General features: G+C 68.8%; 15 protein-coding genes and 1 tRNA gene. 9 read left to right on the top strand and 7 right to left on the bottom strand.

What is annotated here, in order from left to right:
- Nucleotides 1–277 precede the first annotated feature (277 nt).
- The 7 genes from ABN034_RS17085 (at nt 278) to ABN034_RS17055 (ending at nt 7,963) form a co-directional block, all read left to right on the top strand.
- Nucleotides 278–1,345, top strand: a complete 1,068-nt coding sequence (locus ABN034_RS17085; protein WP_349691987.1) for a LacI family DNA-binding transcriptional regulator — start codon at nt 278–280, stop codon at nt 1,343–1,345.
- 101 nt (nt 1,346–1,446) lie between these two features.
- Nucleotides 1,447–2,280, top strand: coding sequence for a sugar phosphate isomerase/epimerase family protein (locus tag ABN034_RS17080; protein WP_349691986.1), 834 nt, complete (start codon nt 1,447–1,449; stop codon nt 2,278–2,280).
- 9 nt (nt 2,281–2,289) lie between these two features.
- Complete coding sequence (locus ABN034_RS17075) at nt 2,290–3,516, top strand: Gfo/Idh/MocA family protein (RefSeq protein ID WP_349691985.1); 1,227 nt, start codon at nt 2,290–2,292, stop codon at nt 3,514–3,516.
- Nucleotides 3,513–4,307 carry a VOC family protein gene (locus ABN034_RS17070; RefSeq protein WP_349691984.1) on the top strand — a complete coding sequence of 265 codons (795 nt, stop codon included), beginning with the start codon at nt 3,513–3,515 and terminating at the stop codon, nt 4,305–4,307. The genes ABN034_RS17075 and ABN034_RS17070 overlap by 4 nt, the downstream gene beginning before the upstream one ends.
- Nucleotides 4,308–4,352: 45 nt before the next feature.
- Complete coding sequence (gene uxaC, locus ABN034_RS17065) at nt 4,353–5,768, top strand: glucuronate isomerase (protein WP_349691983.1); 1,416 nt, start codon at nt 4,353–4,355, stop codon at nt 5,766–5,768.
- Nucleotides 5,769–5,782: 14 nt separating this feature from the next.
- Complete coding sequence (locus ABN034_RS17060; RefSeq protein WP_349691982.1) at nt 5,783–7,159, top strand: mannitol dehydrogenase family protein; 1,377 nt, start codon at nt 5,783–5,785, stop codon at nt 7,157–7,159.
- A gap of 219 nt (nt 7,160–7,378) precedes the next feature.
- Nucleotides 7,379–7,963 (top strand): hypothetical protein, encoded by a 585-nt coding sequence (locus ABN034_RS17055; protein WP_349691981.1) that lies wholly within the window; start codon nt 7,379–7,381, stop codon nt 7,961–7,963.
- A 44-nt stretch (nt 7,964–8,007) separates the two neighbouring features.
- Here the strand turns inward: ABN034_RS17055 and ABN034_RS17050 are convergent, their stop codons facing one another.
- Entirely contained in the window at nt 8,008–9,159 is a 1,152-nt protein-coding gene (locus ABN034_RS17050) for a Gfo/Idh/MocA family protein (RefSeq protein WP_349691980.1), read from the bottom strand.
- Between the two features lie 220 nt (nt 9,160–9,379).
- On the opposite strand from ABN034_RS17050, the gene ABN034_RS17045 reads away from it, so the two are divergent.
- On the top strand, nt 9,380–10,330 hold the full coding sequence (locus ABN034_RS17045; protein ID WP_349691979.1) for an SEC-C metal-binding domain-containing protein: 951 nt from the start codon (nt 9,380–9,382) through the stop codon (nt 10,328–10,330).
- Between the two features lie 21 nt (nt 10,331–10,351).
- On the opposite strand, the gene ABN034_RS17040 is transcribed toward ABN034_RS17045, so the two are convergent.
- The 5 genes from ABN034_RS17040 to ABN034_RS17020 form a co-directional block, all read right to left on the bottom strand.
- A tRNA-Val gene (locus ABN034_RS17040) sits at nt 10,352–10,423 on the bottom strand.
- A 74-nt stretch (nt 10,424–10,497) separates the two neighbouring features.
- A complete protein-coding gene (locus ABN034_RS17035) occupies nt 10,498–10,962 on the bottom strand; it encodes a peroxiredoxin (RefSeq protein WP_349691978.1) in 465 nt (154 codons plus the stop codon).
- A gap of 21 nt (nt 10,963–10,983) precedes the next feature.
- Complete coding sequence (locus ABN034_RS17030) at nt 10,984–11,415, bottom strand: DUF3052 domain-containing protein (RefSeq protein WP_349329278.1); 432 nt, start codon at nt 11,413–11,415, stop codon at nt 10,984–10,986.
- 271 nt (nt 11,416–11,686) lie between these two features.
- On the bottom strand, nt 11,687–12,100 hold the full coding sequence (locus ABN034_RS17025) for a YjbQ family protein (RefSeq protein WP_349691977.1): 414 nt from the start codon (nt 12,098–12,100) through the stop codon (nt 11,687–11,689).
- Between the two features lie 28 nt (nt 12,101–12,128).
- Nucleotides 12,129–12,329 carry a DUF1918 domain-containing protein gene (locus ABN034_RS17020; protein WP_349329213.1) on the bottom strand — a complete coding sequence of 67 codons (201 nt, stop codon included), beginning with the start codon at nt 12,327–12,329 and terminating at the stop codon, nt 12,129–12,131.
- A 209-nt stretch (nt 12,330–12,538) separates the two neighbouring features.
- Here ABN034_RS17020 and aceE point away from each other — a divergent pair, with 209 nt between their 5' ends.
- Complete coding sequence (aceE, locus tag ABN034_RS17015) at nt 12,539–15,304, top strand: pyruvate dehydrogenase (acetyl-transferring), homodimeric type (protein WP_349691976.1); 2,766 nt, start codon at nt 12,539–12,541, stop codon at nt 15,302–15,304.
- Between the two features lie 164 nt (nt 15,305–15,468).
- On the opposite strand, the gene ABN034_RS17010 is transcribed toward aceE, so the two are convergent.
- Nucleotides 15,469–15,711, bottom strand: a complete 243-nt coding sequence (locus ABN034_RS17010; protein ID WP_349691975.1) for a dihydrofolate reductase family protein — start codon at nt 15,709–15,711, stop codon at nt 15,469–15,471.
- Nucleotides 15,712–15,762: the final 51 nt, after the last annotated feature.

The following is a 15,762-nucleotide window of genomic DNA, read 5'->3' as shown; positions in this document are numbered from 1 at the left end:
CGTATGCAGGTCGATGGTCAGGCGGTGTGCGGTGGAAATGATCACGTATGCGTGACCACTCCCCACGATGCGCGGCCAATTCGCCGTGCATCGTTGGGACATGCCGTGCAAGTCGGCGCGGCCATCCCACCGGGCAGGAGGCACACCGGCGGTTATGGCAACTATGGCAACCGGTTGCCAAAGGTTGTCAAGGGGGGCAAGACTATGCCGTCCGACAACGGCTCCCGCGCACCGGGAGCTGACGGCGCCTGGGAGGAACCTGGGAGGTGGAACTGTGGTGTCCGCACGCGACTCGGTACCTGTGAGCCCGTCAGGTCGCGCGCCGACGATCCACGACGTCGCGGCCCGCTGCGGTGTCGCCGCCTCCACAGTGTCGCGGGCGTTCTCCCGGCCCGAGCGGGTCAATCTCGCCACCAGGCAACGGATTCTCGCCACCGCCGAGGAGATGGGCTACCGGCCGAACCCCATCGCCAGGGCCCTGCCGTCCGGCCGGACCAGGACGCTGGGCCTGCTGGTACCCGACATCACCAACCCGTTCTTCCTCGACCTCATCCGGGGCGCCGAGCGGGCGGCGGCCGCCGCCGGTTACACGCTGGTGCTGGCCGATACCGACGAGTCGAGTGAGACCGAGCTGACTGCGGTCAGGAGGCTGACGCGGGCCGTCGACGGATTCGTCCTTGCCTCCTCTCGGCTGTCCGACGCCCGTTTGCGGGAGGCGTACGCGACGTCGCCGCTCGTTGTCGTCAACCGCCGGGTGGCGCCGTTGCCGGGCGTACTCATCGACAGCGCTCACGGGACACGGGCAGCCGCCGAACACCTCGCCTCCCTCGGCCACGAGCGGATCGCCTACCTCGCCGGACCACGCGCATCGTGGTCGGACCAGCGGCGGTGGCGGGCGCTGCAGTCGGTGGCGCGGCGGCGCGGCCTCAGCACTGTCCGCATCGGTCCGCTGGCGCCGACGGTGGACGCCGGCGTCGCCGCCGCGGACGCGATCGTCCTCGAGGATGTCACGGCCGCGGTGACGTTCAACGACCTGCTCGCGATCGGGGTGCTGCGCCGCCTGCGTGCCCGCGGGATCGGAGTGCCGGACCAGATCAGTGTCGTCGGGTGCGACGACATCTTCGGCGCCGACTTCTGCCACCCGCCGCTGACCACGCTCACCGCACCGATCGAGACTGCCGGGCGGGCGGCCGTCGACCTGCTGCTCGGCCTCCTCGACACCGACCGGCAGGGGTCTGGCCGCGACGTCGTACTCCCCACCCGACTGACGATCCGAGACTCCACCGGAACCTCACCGACAGGCACCCGCCGGCTTGTCCCCCTGACCGCCGAACCCTCGAGTTGACCATGCATCCCCTCGAACTGACCATGCATCCCCTCGACTGACATGCACCGCCGCACCGCCTGTGCACACCGCAGGACCATCCACGAGCGGAGATGATCGCGATGAAACTGAGCTTCAGCACCCTCGGCTGCCCGAAGTACACCCTCGACGAGGTGGTGTCCACCGCGAAGGACAACGGCTACGAGGGCGTCGAGATCCGGTTCCTGCGGGGTGAGGTCGCGCTGGAGAACCTCGAGGAGTTCTCGCCGTCCGGAATCAGGAAGACGAAGGCGGCGCTGGACGCGGCCGAGGTCGCGGTCGCCTGCCTGGACACGAGTGTCCGCTTCACCTCGCCCGACCCGGCCGAGCGCGCGAAGCAGCAGAACGCGGCACTGACCTACGCTCGGATGGCGGCCGAACTCGGCACGTCCTACATCCGGGTCTTCGGCGGAGCCGTCCCCGAATCGTCACCCGAACGCGAGGAGACGACCAAGCGCATAGCCGAAGGACTCGCGGAGGCCGCGGCCGCGGTCAAGGCCGAAGGCATCACCGCGGTCCTGGAGACTCACGACAGCTTCTGCACCTCGACCCAGGTCGCCGAGCTGCTGTCCTACGCACCGAACGACGACCTCGCGATCCTGTGGGACGTCCTCCACTCCTATCGCACCGGCGAGTCTCTCGAGGACACCTGGCGCGCACTCGGTGACCGGATCAGGCACGTCCACCTGAAGGACTCCTCGCGCTACTCCCCCACCGAGTTCAACTTCGAGCTGACCGGTGCGGGCACCATGCCGATCAGGGAGTTCACCGCCCTGCTCCAGCGGGAGGGATACGAGGGCTACCTCAGCTTCGAGTGGGAGAAGGCCTGGCACCCCGAGATCGAGGAGCCCGAGGTCGCGATTCCACAGTATGCGGCGTACATGCGTCCGTTGCTCGCCGAGGTCGCGGCGCGGTAGGCGTTCTCGATGGAACGAGTACGGGTCGGGATCATCGGCAGCGGCTTCTCGGCGGCGTTGCATGCCGAGGCGTTTCGTCAGGTGCACGGGCTCGACGTCACCCTCGCCGCCGTCGCGGGCCGTGACCACGACAAGGCGAAGGAGTTCGCGGCCCGGCACGGGATCGCCACCGCCCATGCCCATTCCTACGATCTGCTGGCCGACGATGACGTCGACGTCGTGTGTCTCTGCGTACCGAATGCCGCGCACGCACCCCTCGCGATCGAGGCCGCTCAGGCGGGCAAGCACGTCATCTGCGAGAAGCCACTCACCGGTGCGTTCACCCCGCCGTCCGGTCCGGACGACGGCGACCGCCACGGCGACGGCGAGGCTCTCGCCCGCACCGCGCTGGAGGAGGCACTCACGTCCGCCGACGCGGTTCTCGACGCGATGGCAGCCGCGGGACGCCGACTGATGTACGCCGAGAACTGGGTGTACGCACCGGCCCTCACCAAAGCCAAGCGCCTCCTCGAAGCGGCCGGCGGCTCGATCCTCGACATCCGCGCCGAGGAGAGCCACAGCGGCTCGCACGCGCAGGCGTCGAAGTACCGCGCCCGGGCCGGTGGTGGCGCGCTGCTGATGCTCGGCTCACACCCGATCGGCGCGGCGCTGCACCTGAAGGCCGTCGAGGGAAGGCGCAAGACGGGCCAGCCGGTCCGCGTGCGCTCCGTGGTCGCCGACACGGCGCCGCTGTGGGACGCACCGGCCTACGACGACCACGCCCGCCGCTGGCTGGTTTCCGACTGGGTCGACGTCGAGACCTGGGCGAGCGCGATCCTCACCTTCACCGACGGAACGAAGGCGGTGATCAACGCGTCGTTCGGCCAGCTCGGCGGTGTCCGCAACACGCTCGAACTCGCCACCACCAACGCCGTCCTCAAGGCCAACATGACACCGAACGACGGGTTACTCGCCTACGCCCCACACGCGGAGGTCTTCGGCGCGGAGTACCTGAGCGAGAAGCTCGAGACCAAGGCCGGATGGAGTACGCCGGCGCCCGACGAGGACTGGGTACGCGGGTATCCGCACCAGATGCAGGACTTCTGCGAATGCGTGGCGTACGACCGGGAGCCACTGTCCGACGGCACCCTGGCCCGGGACGTCGTCGAGGTCGTCTACTCCGCCTACCTGTCGGCCGAGACAGGTCGCCGGATCAACCTTCCCGTATCCACCGAGAGCGCAGGAGACAGCCGATGATCTACGAGCTCAACCACGTCGGTGTCCGGATCAGGGACCTGGACGAGAGCCTCGCGTTCTGGGTCGGGATCCTCGGCGCGAAGGTGGTGAGCGAGGCGTTCATCCCGAGCTCGCGGACCGACTGCGTCTACCTCCAGATCGCCGACGGGATGGTCGAGTTGCTGCGTCCCGCCGAACCACCGCCGGGCACGACGTTCGGACTCGACCACATCGCGTTCATGACCGACGACCTCGACGGTGAGCACCAGCGGGTGGTGGCGGCCGGCGCGCCGTCGCTGTTGGACCCCAAGGTAGCCGGGACGGGCCGCGGCCGGCTGGCGTTCGTTTCCGACCCGAGCGGAGTCCGCGTGGAGCTGCTCCAGCGCGAGGAGGATTTCCGCGTCGCTCCGATCGAGGGGTTCGTCCGGAGCCTGGATCACTACTCTGTCGCGGCGGACGACCTCGACGCGTCGATCGCCTTCTACGGCGGACAGCTCGGCCTGCGACCGGTCACGACCCTGAGCGACGGCGCCGGTGGCACGGACGCGTACCTCCACCTCCGCGACGACGCCGTCGAACTGCACCACCCGGCCACGCCGGCGGATGGTCCGCGGATCCGGCATGTCGGGTTGCGGGTCGACGACGTGGAGGCGGCGACTGACCGGCTGCGTACCCACGGAGTCCCCATCGCGGCCGAGCCCGCGCCTGACGGCCACGGGAGTGGGCGGGTCGCCGAGGTCCACGACCCGGACGGCGTACCCGTGGTTCTCCTCGACCGCGACGACCTGCGCGAGCGCGCGTCGAACGCCTGAGACCACCAGCCCGGACGCAACACACGTGACCCAGGAGAGGACCGGATGAGCCAGATCGAGCTGCACCCTGACCGGCTGCTGCCAACCGAGCCGAGCCTGCGCGGGATCGCCCGCCGGCTGTACGACGAGGTAGCGGGGCTGCCGATCATCTCGCCGCACGGCCATGTCGACCCCGCGATCCTCGCGAACGACGCGCCCTTCGGCGACCCCGCCAACCTCCTCGTCGTCCCCGACCACTACGTCACCCGGTTGCTGCACGCGCACGGCGTACGGCTCGACGACCTGGGTGTGCCGCCCGGCAACCCGGTCGGTGACACGTCGGCCCGGGAGATCTGGCGGACGTTCTGTGCGCACTTCTGGGCGTTCCGGGGGACGCCGTCGCGGTACTGGCTCGAGTCGGAGCTGGTGGACGTCTTCGGCGTGAGCCTGCGGCCGTCGTCCGAGACCGCCGACGAGCTCTTCGACCAGCTCACCGAGCGCCTCGCCGACCCGGGCTTTCGGCCGCGGGCTCTCTACGAACGGTTCAATCTCGAGGTCCTCGCCACCACCGACGACCCGGCGTCCCACCTCGCCGACCACCAGCGGCTGACCGAGGACCCGGCGTGGAAGGGCCGCGTCGTCCCGACGTTCCGGCCGGACGCCTACCTCGACCCGTCGCGATCCGACTGGGCCCAACAGGTGGCGAAGCTGGGCGAGGCGGCCGGGATCGACACGAAGACGTACGACGGCTACATCGCCGCACTCGAGCAGCGCCGGGCGTACTTCGCCCAGCACGGCGCCACCGCGAGCGACCACGGGCACGCCGACGCGGGCAGTACGCCCCTGGACCCTGCCGACGCCAGCCGGATCTTCTCCGCCGGCCTCGCGGGTGCGGCGACGGCCGACGAGCAGACCGCGTTCCGTCGGCACATGCTGAGCGAGATGGCGCGGATGGCCTGCGACGACGGCCTCGTGATGCAGCTGCATCCGGGCGTGTTCCGCAACCACCACTCGTCCACGTTCGACCGGTTCGGCGCCGACGTGGGATGCGACATCCCGGTGGTCGCGGAGTACACCCAGGCGTTGCGGCCGCTGCTGGAGCGCTACGGCACGCATCCGAACTTCCGGATGGTCCTCTTCACCACCGACGAGGACGTGTACTCCCGCGAGATCGCCCCACTGGCCGGCTTCTACCCCTCGGTGTTCGTCGGGGCGCCGTGGTGGTTCATCGACACCCCTGACGCGATCCTGCGGTTCAGGGCGGCCGTGACCGACACTGTGGGTTTCCACAAGACCGCCGGATTCGTCGACGACACGCGGGCGTACTGCTCGATCCCGGTACGCCACGACATGGCCCGACGGCTCGACGCCGGATTCCTCGCCCGTCTCGTCGCCGAGCATCGGCTGCCCGAGGACGAGGCGGCGGAGACCGCACGCGACCTTGCATACCAGCTGCCGGCGTCGACTTTCCGGCTCACATGAGGAGGGCAGGGCTCGTGAACGAGCTGAACCGGCGGTCCGCGCCCGGGGCCGGACCTGCCGCACCCATTCGTACCGTCCATCTCGGGCTCGGCGCGTTCTTCCGCGCGCACCAGGCGTGGTACACGCACGTGGCCAACAGCGGGGGCGACGCCGAGCCCGCCGGCATCGCCGCGTTCACCGGACGCCGGCCCGACGCCGCCCTGCCGCTGCAGGCCCAGGACGGGCTCTACCACCTGCTGGTCCGCGACGCCGGTGGTGACCGGACCGAGCTGATCGCGAGTATTTCGGCCGCGTACGACGGGGCAGACGCCGAGGCCTGGCGACGTACGCTCGCCGACCCGCTCGTCGGCACGCTCACCCTCACGGTGACGGAAGCGGGCTATCGCCGCGGACCTGACGGAGGCCCGGACCTCGACAATCCGGCGGTGGCATCCGACGTCGAACGCCTACGGGCCGGCCACACCGACGTGACCACCGCGCCGGGACGCATCCTCAGCGCACTCGCCGCCCGGCAGGCAGCCGATGCCGGACCGCTCGCGATCGTGCCGTGCGACAACCTCGTCGACAACGGTCCGACCCTCGCCCGGGTGCTCAACGGCCTTGCCGCCGCGGTCGACGACGGCCTGGCGCAGTGGCTGGCCGGCCAGGTGTCGTTCGTCTCGACGACGATCGACCGGATCACACCGGCCACCACGCCGGAGGATCGCGAGGTGGTCGCCAAGCTGAGCGGGTTCGCCGACGCCGCGCCGGTCGTGACGGAGCCGTTCAGCGAATGGGTGCTGGCCGGAGACTTTCCGGCCGGCCGGCCGGCGTGGGAGCGCGGGGGTGCGCGGTTCGTTCCCGACGTCAGCGTCTTCGAGCAGCGCAAGGTGTGGCTGCTCAACGGCGCACACTCCTTGCTGGCCTACGCCGGACCGACCCGCGGGCACGCCACCGTCGCCGAGGCGATCAACGACCCGGTGTGCCGTGGCTGGGTCGAGACATGGTGGAACGAGGCGGTGCGGCACCTGCCTCTTCCCCCCGACGACACCACCCGCTACCGCGAGGACCTGCTGGAGCGGTTCACCAACCCGCGGATCCGGCACAACCTGGCCCAGATCGCGATGGACGGTTCACAGAAACTCCCCATCCGGGTACTCCCGGTGCTCACCCGCGAACGCGCCGACGGACGGCTCCCCGAAGGCGGCGTCCACGCCCTTGCCGGCTGGCTTGCCCACCTGCGCGACGGAACAGCGGTCCGTGATCCGAGAGGCGAGGAGTTGACGAACGCGGTGTCGGGGCCAGTTCCCGAGGCCGCCCGGCGGATGCTCCGTGCGCTCGACGCGCCGCTGGCGGACGACCACGACCTCGTGGAGGCTGTCGCGGCCACCTGTCGCGGCCTCGTCCCGTGATCATGATCGTGATCGTGAAGGGCTCTGGACCCACAAACCATTCATGATCACGGTCATGATCACAGGTCATCGGTCATCGGTCATCGGCATGGTCACGGTCATGATCACCGGCGGCATAAGTGGCATGAGCATGGGTACTCCTTCATCGACCCCTGCCGGCATTACCCCCGGACCCCGGTGATACCGCAGCTCCGCGCGACAGACCCGGGAGCCGGTTCGATGATCTCTTCACCCGACTTTGCCGCGGAGGCGAACCGCCCGCAGGCATCCCTCGAAGCCGATCCCCACCGAGCCCGGCCGGAACGAGTTCCCGCGCAGAGCCAACGAGTTCCCGCGCAGGGACGAAGAGTCAAGGGGCGGGCTGTCGACCTACCCGGGAGCGACCGACCCACCGGCACAACGGGGTACCGACCGGCCGGCCGGCACGTCAGATACACCGAACCGGCGGAGACCGACCCGCCCCCGGCCGGACCGCTCGCCGCCGGGGCCACCCGCGCGGCGCCCATGTACACCAAGCCGCCGTACGCAGGGGTGACCGAAGCCAGGCTGACCGAAGCCGGGCTGACCGAAGCCAGGCTGACCGAAGCCGGGGCGACCAAGAACGATGCCGGCGTCTTCGAGGACGAACTGACGGACGCGGAGTCAGCGGGAAGGCACCGGCTGCCCGTGTCGTCCGTACAACCAGCTGCCGCCGCGCTCGTCTCCGGCCTCATCTACGTCCTCACCGCCGGCAAGGCGGGTAGCCCTGACGCGCGGCGTACGCTCGGCCGTCCGCGCTTTCTCCGCCGGGGCGGCGCCGCCTGACCTGACACCGAATCGCCCACGTCCGGCTCGGACAGACGCCGTGATCAGAACGTCGTGGTGAGATCCAGCGCCTGACCGCTCCGGGACGACTCCGCGACCTTCAGCATGATCTCCAGCGCGTGCCGCCCGTGTTCGGCGGACAGGACCGGCCGCTCACCCGTGCGTACGCAGTCGGCAAGATGCTCGACCAGCACCGCCCTCTGCAGCTTGTCGAGCCAACCTTGCCGGCCGCGGAGCTGTCCCCATCCGCGGGGTTCGACCCAACCGTCGACGCCGGGCAGGGCATCGGCACGATAGACCTCGATCGGCCCTTCGCCACTGGCGTTCCCGTCCCGGATGTTCAGCGCACCCTTGCGGCCGAAGATCTCGATCTTGGGACTCTTCGCCGCGTGGACGTTGTACGTACCGTCGACGACGGCGAAGGTCGCGCCGCCGAAGTCGAGCATGAACAACGAGTTGTCGTCAGCGGTGACGTCGATGACCTTGCCGGCGAACGGGCCCGCGCGCACGACCCGGGTCGGCTCGGTGATGCCGGAGAAGGCCACGACCCGTTCGGCCGGACCGAGCAACGCGGTGATCTCGTGGATTCCGTAGACCCCCATGTCGAGGAGCGGCCCGGAACCCTGCTGGTAGAACCACGTCGGATCCATCGGCCAGCCGAACGTGCTGCCGGCCGGGCCCGCATGTGAGCTCCGCACCCGGGCGAACGCCACCTTGCCGATCGTGTCCGCATCGAGCAGGCGCCGCGCCTCCTGGTACGCCGGGAACACCGCGTCCGGTGGCGAGCACACGACTGTCAGGCCGTTGGCCGCCGCGGTCTCGACGATGGCGTCGGCGTCCTCCATCGTCGTCGCGAGCGGCTTCTCGGTCGCGAGGTGCTTGCCGGCCTGGACGATCCTCAGCGAGGTGTCTCCGTGAACCGTGATCGGGGTCAGGTTGACCACCGCGTCGAGGTCGGACTGGTCGAGCATCGCCTCGAGGCTGGAGTAGACCTCAGGGATCTCGAACTCCTTCGCCGCCTCCCGGGCGCGCTCCACCTCTGGATCGGCGACAGCGACGACGGTCACCTTGTCCGCTATCCAGCCGAGATTGGGGAGGACGCCGTACGACGTCGTGGCGATCATGCCGGTGCCGAGTACGCCGAGCCGCAGCGGTCCCGACTCGCGCCCGTCCTGCGCCGTGTCCTGCGTCGCCATGGCAGACCTCCGAGTGGTCGTCGGGCGATTGTGGCCGGTCGGCGCCACCATGACACGTCCACGTGCTGTCGTGCGCAGCACTGCCTAATGCGGCCGGCCAGGTTCCGTCACCGTCCTGTCTGTCGGTCCACCGGCTGAGGAACGATCGGAGCCATGGGTTCGCAGCTACGAAGCCATGTCACGTGGGTCAGTCGGCCGAGGCGCGGATACCGTATCTCGAATGGTGGCACGATCTTCTGCGGATGCACGGCACGCTCGAGCTCTCGAGCGGGAACTTCCGGACTACCCAGACGAGAGGGGCGAGATCCTCCTCGAGGCCGCACACCACTGGCACCGAGCCGGTGAGCACGGGCGGGCGATTGCGCTGCTCACCGAGTGTGTCGAGTTGGGTGGCGAAGATGGCGGCCTCGCACGGTGCAGCCTGGCCGGCGTCCTCTTCGACCTCGGTCGCGGGGACGAAGCACAGGACCAGCTCGACGCCCTCCGCCGGGACCGGCCGGCGTCCATCACGCCGTACTTCCTGGTGGGAGAGCTGTTGGAGGAGCATCAGGAGTACGACGAGGCGCTGCGATGGTTCAACATCGCGGTGTCCCGCTGCACAGAGGAGGACCTTCCGGGCCCGGACCGAGATCCCGGACCACTGTCGTTCGCCGGAATGATTCTGGCGGGTCGCCGACGAGTCCGTAGGGCCCTGGGCCTTCCGGCTGACAACCTGGACAACAAGGTGGTTGAGCCTGGCGCCGCCCCGCAGTTCGTCGACCAGTCCGGCCTCGATGACGCCCTCTCGGACAACGCGTCGCGTTCGGTGCAGCTCCGGGTCCTCTTCTGGCCCCGCCCAGAGATTCCCTTGGCGCACGAACGGTGGCCACAGCTCGTGCAGCACTGTGACGCCGACACCGTCCTCCGCGAACGGGAGCTCGCCAACCGCCAACTCGCGGTTGCCCCCAACCGGACCAGGATCGTCATGGTGCCTCTGACCGTGGCGAAGCTGACGGAGTACGCAGAACGCACCGGCAAGGACGTCGCCGACGACGCGACCCGAAAGGCGTGCATGGAGGAGATCGCCGACGAGAGCGGAGTGATCCACTGGCCACCGCCCCGCAACGCACCCTGCTGGTGCGGCGCGGGCCGGAAATACAAGAAGTGCTGCGGCCGCCCGGACCTCCACTGACATGTCACCGGACCAGGACGGTGGGGCCGGACGGGATCGAACCGCCGACACTCGCGGTGTAAACGCGACGCTCTACCACTGAGCTACGGCCCCGGGAGATGGTGACCGGCAACACCCGGTCGAGGCGAAAGGTTACCGGGTGCCCACCCCGGTGCGGTCATCGACGGTCAGCGAGGCAGTTCCTCCACGGCTCGCACCAGCGTCGTGACCTCCCGGGCATCCGGGATGGCGTTGACGACCCTCCACCGCACCACACCCGCACGGTCGATGACGAAGGTGCCGCGCAGCGCACACCCACGCTCCTCGTCGAAGACGCCGTACGCCTGTGCCACCGCGCCGTGCGGCCAGAAGTCCGCGAGCAACGGATAGGTCAGCCCTTCACGGTCCGCGAAGACCCGGAGCGCGAACATCGTGTCGCACGAGACCCCCAGCACCGCCGTGTCGGCACCCTCCAGCAGGGGCAGGTGGTCACGCAGCGCCCGCAGTTCGCCGGTACAGATACCGGTGAAGGCGAACGGGTAGAACACCAGGACGACGTTCCTGATGTCCCGAAAGCCGCTCAGCCGTACGTCGACCCCGTGCTGGTCGGACAACGCGAAGTCCGGCGCCGTCTCGCCGACCCCGATCGGCATGCGTCCCCCTCGTGGGCGCCGTCAGCGCTGGCGGGCGCGTGGGGTGACGAGCTTGGTGCCCAGCCAGTCGGGTGCCACGGACAGGCTGGTTGTCGTCGAGAGCCCGGCGGTCGGCGCGGACTCCGCGATCTCGCTCGCGTCGACGTAGCCGTCCCGACCGACCTTCGGCGTCAGCAGCCAGATCACGCCGCCGTCGGTGAGGTCGGTCTTGGTGTCGACCAGCGCATCAACCAGATCGCCGTCGTCATCACGCCACCAGAGGATCACGGCGTCGACGACGTCGCCGTACTCGTCGTCGACCAACTCATTGCCGGTGTGCTTCTCGATCGCCTGGCGCAGGTCCTCGTCGGCGTCATCGTCCCACCCGAGTTCCTGCACCACCATGCCCGGCCGCAATCCCAGCCGCTCTGCCGGCCCAGACTGGCCCTCGGCCTCGCCTGCGGTCGCACTCACGACGCCGTCCTCCTGTTCTGTCATCAGTGCTTATGGTCGCATCAGGGAATTCGATCGACTACCCGACCCACCAGGCGACGCTCGCTGTTCCGGCGATCGTCGTCCGGCCGGTCCCCTTCAGATCATGATCCCCCAAGACACCCCCCTGAACGCTGGCCGGTAGTCCAGCGTGTCGGTGCGGTCGTACGCAAGTGTGGAGGGAGTTTTGCACGAACCTATCGCCCGCGGGTCCCAGCCGCGCGGAACGGGTTGCAACGCTGCAAGCCAGGAATCAGCCATCGACGAAGGACAGGCGCACCTTTCGGCGCGGATTGTCGCGGTTGGTGTCGACCAGGCAGAGGCGCTGCCAGGTGCCGAGTTCCATTACCCCCGACAGCACCGGCAGGACGGCGTACGGAGGAAGGAACGCCGGCACGACGTGATCACGCCCATGACCAGGAGACCCGTGCCGGTGGCGCCACCCCAGCCCCGGCGGCAGGACCCGCTGGAGCACCTGGAGAAGGTCGTCGTCACTGCCGGACCCGGTCTCGATCGTCGCGAGACCGGCCGTCGCATGCGGGACGAAGACATGGAGCAACCCGTCTGGTCGCCCCGGAATACCCGCGAGGAACCGCTCGCAGTCACCGGTCAGGTCGTAGACGCTCTCCTCCGGACCGGTCTGGACGTCGACGACCTCGCTGCGCATGCGTACCCCTCCCGGGCCCTGGAGCCGATCAGGTCCTACGGGATGATCCCTTCTGCTCCACGACCGCATCCGGCCCCGGGAAGACGAGCGCCTCATGGCCGTCGTCGAACCGGACGACATAGGGTGGGCTCCCGTCTTCGCCGCGGACCTCGACGATCTGACCCATCCTCTCGGGGTTCCCGACATGCCGTCCGAAGACGTGAAGCCGATCACCGACCCGCGCGTGCATGACGACCTCCACCAGACGTGGTTGTGACCTCACAAAGACTGCCCGGTTACCGGTCGGATGAAAACTGACGGCATGGCGAACGTCCGAAACCGTACGCCACACCAGGGTCTTTCGACTGCGGCACCGCTGCCGCGAGAGACTATGAAGGTCAAGGACGACAGCAGTGGCTTCGTGGGGAGAACCCCCCACCTCCCGAGAAAGGGATCGCCGTGGCTTCCGGAGCAGAGCGTAGGCCCATCATCACAGATGGTCTTCCCACCCAGCTCCCTGATATCGATCCAGACGAGACCCGTGAATGGATCGAGTCCCTCGACGCCGTCCTGGACGAACGAGGGCAGGAGCGTGCCCGTTACCTGATGCTGCGGTTGCTCGAACGTTCCCGCGAGCGCCAAGTGGGCGTTCCAGGCGTACGCAGCACCGACTACATCAACACCATCCCGCCCGAGAAGGAGCCGTGGTTCCCGGGCGACGAGCACGTCGAGCGCCGGATCCGGGCCTATATCCGGTGGAATGCCGCGATCATGGTGTCGCGGGCCAACCGCAAGGGCCTGGAGGTCGGTGGGCACATCGCGACCTACCAGTCGGCCGCGAGTCTCTACGAGGTCGGCTTCAACCACTTCTTCCGGGGCAAGGACCACCCCGGAGGCGGGGACCAGGTCTTCATCCAGGGCCACGCCTCCCCCGGTATCTACGCCCGGGCGTTCCTCGAGGGCCGGCTGAGCGAGAGCCACCTCGACGCGTTCCGCCAGGAGGTCTCGCACGGCTTCGGCAACGGCCTGTCGAGCTACCCCCACCCGCGACTGATGCCGAACTTCTGGGAGTTCCCCACCGTCTCGATGGGCCTGACCGCCGTCAACGCGATCTACCAGGCACGTTTCAACCGCTACCTGTCCCACCGCGGCATCAAGGACACGTCGGACCAGCATGTGTGGGCGTTCCTCGGCGACGGGGAGATGAGCGAGGTCGAGTCGCTCGGCGCCATCGGGGTCGCGTCCCGCGAGGAGCTCGACAACCTCACGTTCGTCATCAACTGCAACCTGCAGCAGCTCGACGGACCCGTCCGCGGCAACGGCAAGGTCATCCAGGAGCTCGAATCCTTCTTCCGCGGCGCCGGGTGGAACGTCATCAAGGTGATCTGGGGACGCGACTGGGACCCGCTGCTCGCCCAGGACACCGACGGCGTGCTCGTCAACAAGATGAACACCACCCCCGACGGGCAGTTCCAGACCTACTCCGTCGAGACCGGTGAGTACATCCGGGAGAACTTCTTCGGCGGCGACACCCGACTGCGGGCGATGGTCGAGGGCATGTCCGACGACGACCTGCGCAAGCTGTCGCGCGGCGGGCACGACTACCGCAAGGTCTACGCGGCGTTCAAGTCCGCCACCGAGCACGTCGGCCAGCCCACGGTCATCCTCGCCCACACGATCAAAGGCTGGACGATCGAGGCGCTGGAGGGCCGCAACGCGACCCACCAGATGAAGAAGCTCACCAAGGACGACGTCAAGAAGTTCCGCGACCGGCTCTACCTCCCGATCTCCGACAGGGCGATCGACGAGAGCGACCTCCCGCCCTACTACCACCCCGGGCCGGAGGACGAGGAGATCGCGTACATGCTGGAGCGGCGGCGCACGCTCGGCGGGCCTGTGCCCGAGCGTCGGGCACACCCGACGCCGCTGAAGCTGCCCGGCGACCCCGTCTACGCCGACATCCGCAAGGGGTCGGGGAAGCAGAAGATCGCCACCACGATGGCGTTCGTCCGGCTCCTGCGCGACCTGATGAGGGACAAGGAGATCGGCGCGCGGTTCGTGCCGATCGCGCCGGACGAGTTCCGGACCTTCGGCATGGACTCGATGTTCCCCACGGCGAAGATCTACGACCCGCACGGCCAGACGTACGAAGGAGTCGACCGCAAGCTGCTGCTCTCGTACAAGCAGTCCGAGCAGGGGCAGCTGCTGCACGAAGGCATCAGCGAGGCTGGCGCGATGGGCTCGGTGACCGCGGCAGGCACGTCGTACGCCACCCACGGCGAGCCGATGATCCCGGTCTACATCTTCTACTCGATGTTCGGGTTCCAGCGCACCGGCGACTTCATGTGGGCGTTGGGCGACCAGATGGGCCGTGGCTTCCTCATCGGCGCGACCGCCGGGCGGACCACACTGACCGGCGAGGGTCTGCAGCATGCCGACGGTCACTCCCAGCTGCTAGCAGCGACCAACCCGGCGTGTGTCGCCTACGATCCGGCGTTCGCATTCGAGATCTCCTACATCGTCAAGGACGCCTTGCGCAGGATGTACGGCTCCTCCGACGAGCACCCCCACGGCGAGGACGTCTTCTACTACCTCACCGTCTACAACGAGCCGCAGATCCAGCCCGCCGAGCCGGCCAACCTCGACGTCGACGGCCTGCTCCGCGGCATTTACCTCTGCGCGCCTTATCCCCGCCCGACCGACCGGCGTACACCGCGGGCGCAGCTGCTCGCGTCCGGCGTCGCGGTGCCGTGGGCGCTGGAGGCGCAGTGGATGCTGTCCGAGGAGTGGGGCGTCGCGACCGACGTGTGGTCGGTGACGTCGTGGAACGAGCTGCGTCGCGAGGCGGTCGGCTGCGAACGGTGGAACCTCCTCAACCCCGACAGCCCGCAGCGGATCCCGTTCCTCTCGAGCAAACTCGAGAACGCCCCAGGGCCGTTCGTGGCGGTCAGCGACTGGATGCGAGCGGTCCCTGACCAGATCTCCCGATGGGTACCGGGCGAGTACACCTCGCTGGGCACGGACGGGTTCGGGTTCGCCGACACCCGGCCGGCGGCCCGGCGGTACTTCAATGTCGACGCGCCGTCCATCGTGGTGGGGACGCTCGCCGCCCTGGCGCGGCGGGGTGAGGTGAAGCCGTCGACGGTGCGCGAGGCCGCGGACCGGTACTCCATTGCCGACCCCACCGCCGTACGCGACGTCGCGCAGGAGGGCGGCGACGCCTGAGAAGGCGACAACCTCTGAGTTGGCGGGCGGTGGATCGACAGCCTCGTGGGCTACCGATCCACCGCCCGCTTGTTTGTGTCGGGCCGGGTGACCAGCCGGCCACAGTTTCAGGGCTACGTTCGTTGCGTCCGTCTGCGTACGGCGATGATCACGATCTCGGAGGCTCAGCGGCGGACGCGGTAACGGATATGGGTGGCATCCGAGGTGTCGATCACCCGAACGATCTCCAACTCGATGCGCGCCGCCAGCACCTCGAACAACCGACGCCCAGCGCCGAGCAGCACCGGAATCTGGTGGATCTGCAACTCGTCGAGCACCCCGGTCTCGAGTGCCCGCTGCGCGGTGTACGCGCCATGTCTCCGGTGACTGGGACTACGTCGTCGTCCGCGCGTGCAACGGCATGCCACACCACACCGAGGTCGCAGACCGGTTGTTCACCGAAGCACCGAACGTGCGGC

Source organism: Actinopolymorpha sp. B11F2 (assembly GCF_040195635.1).
GTDB lineage: Bacteria > Actinomycetota > Actinomycetes > Propionibacteriales > Actinopolymorphaceae > Thermasporomyces.
This window is presented reverse-complemented; position numbering and strand designations above follow the sequence as displayed.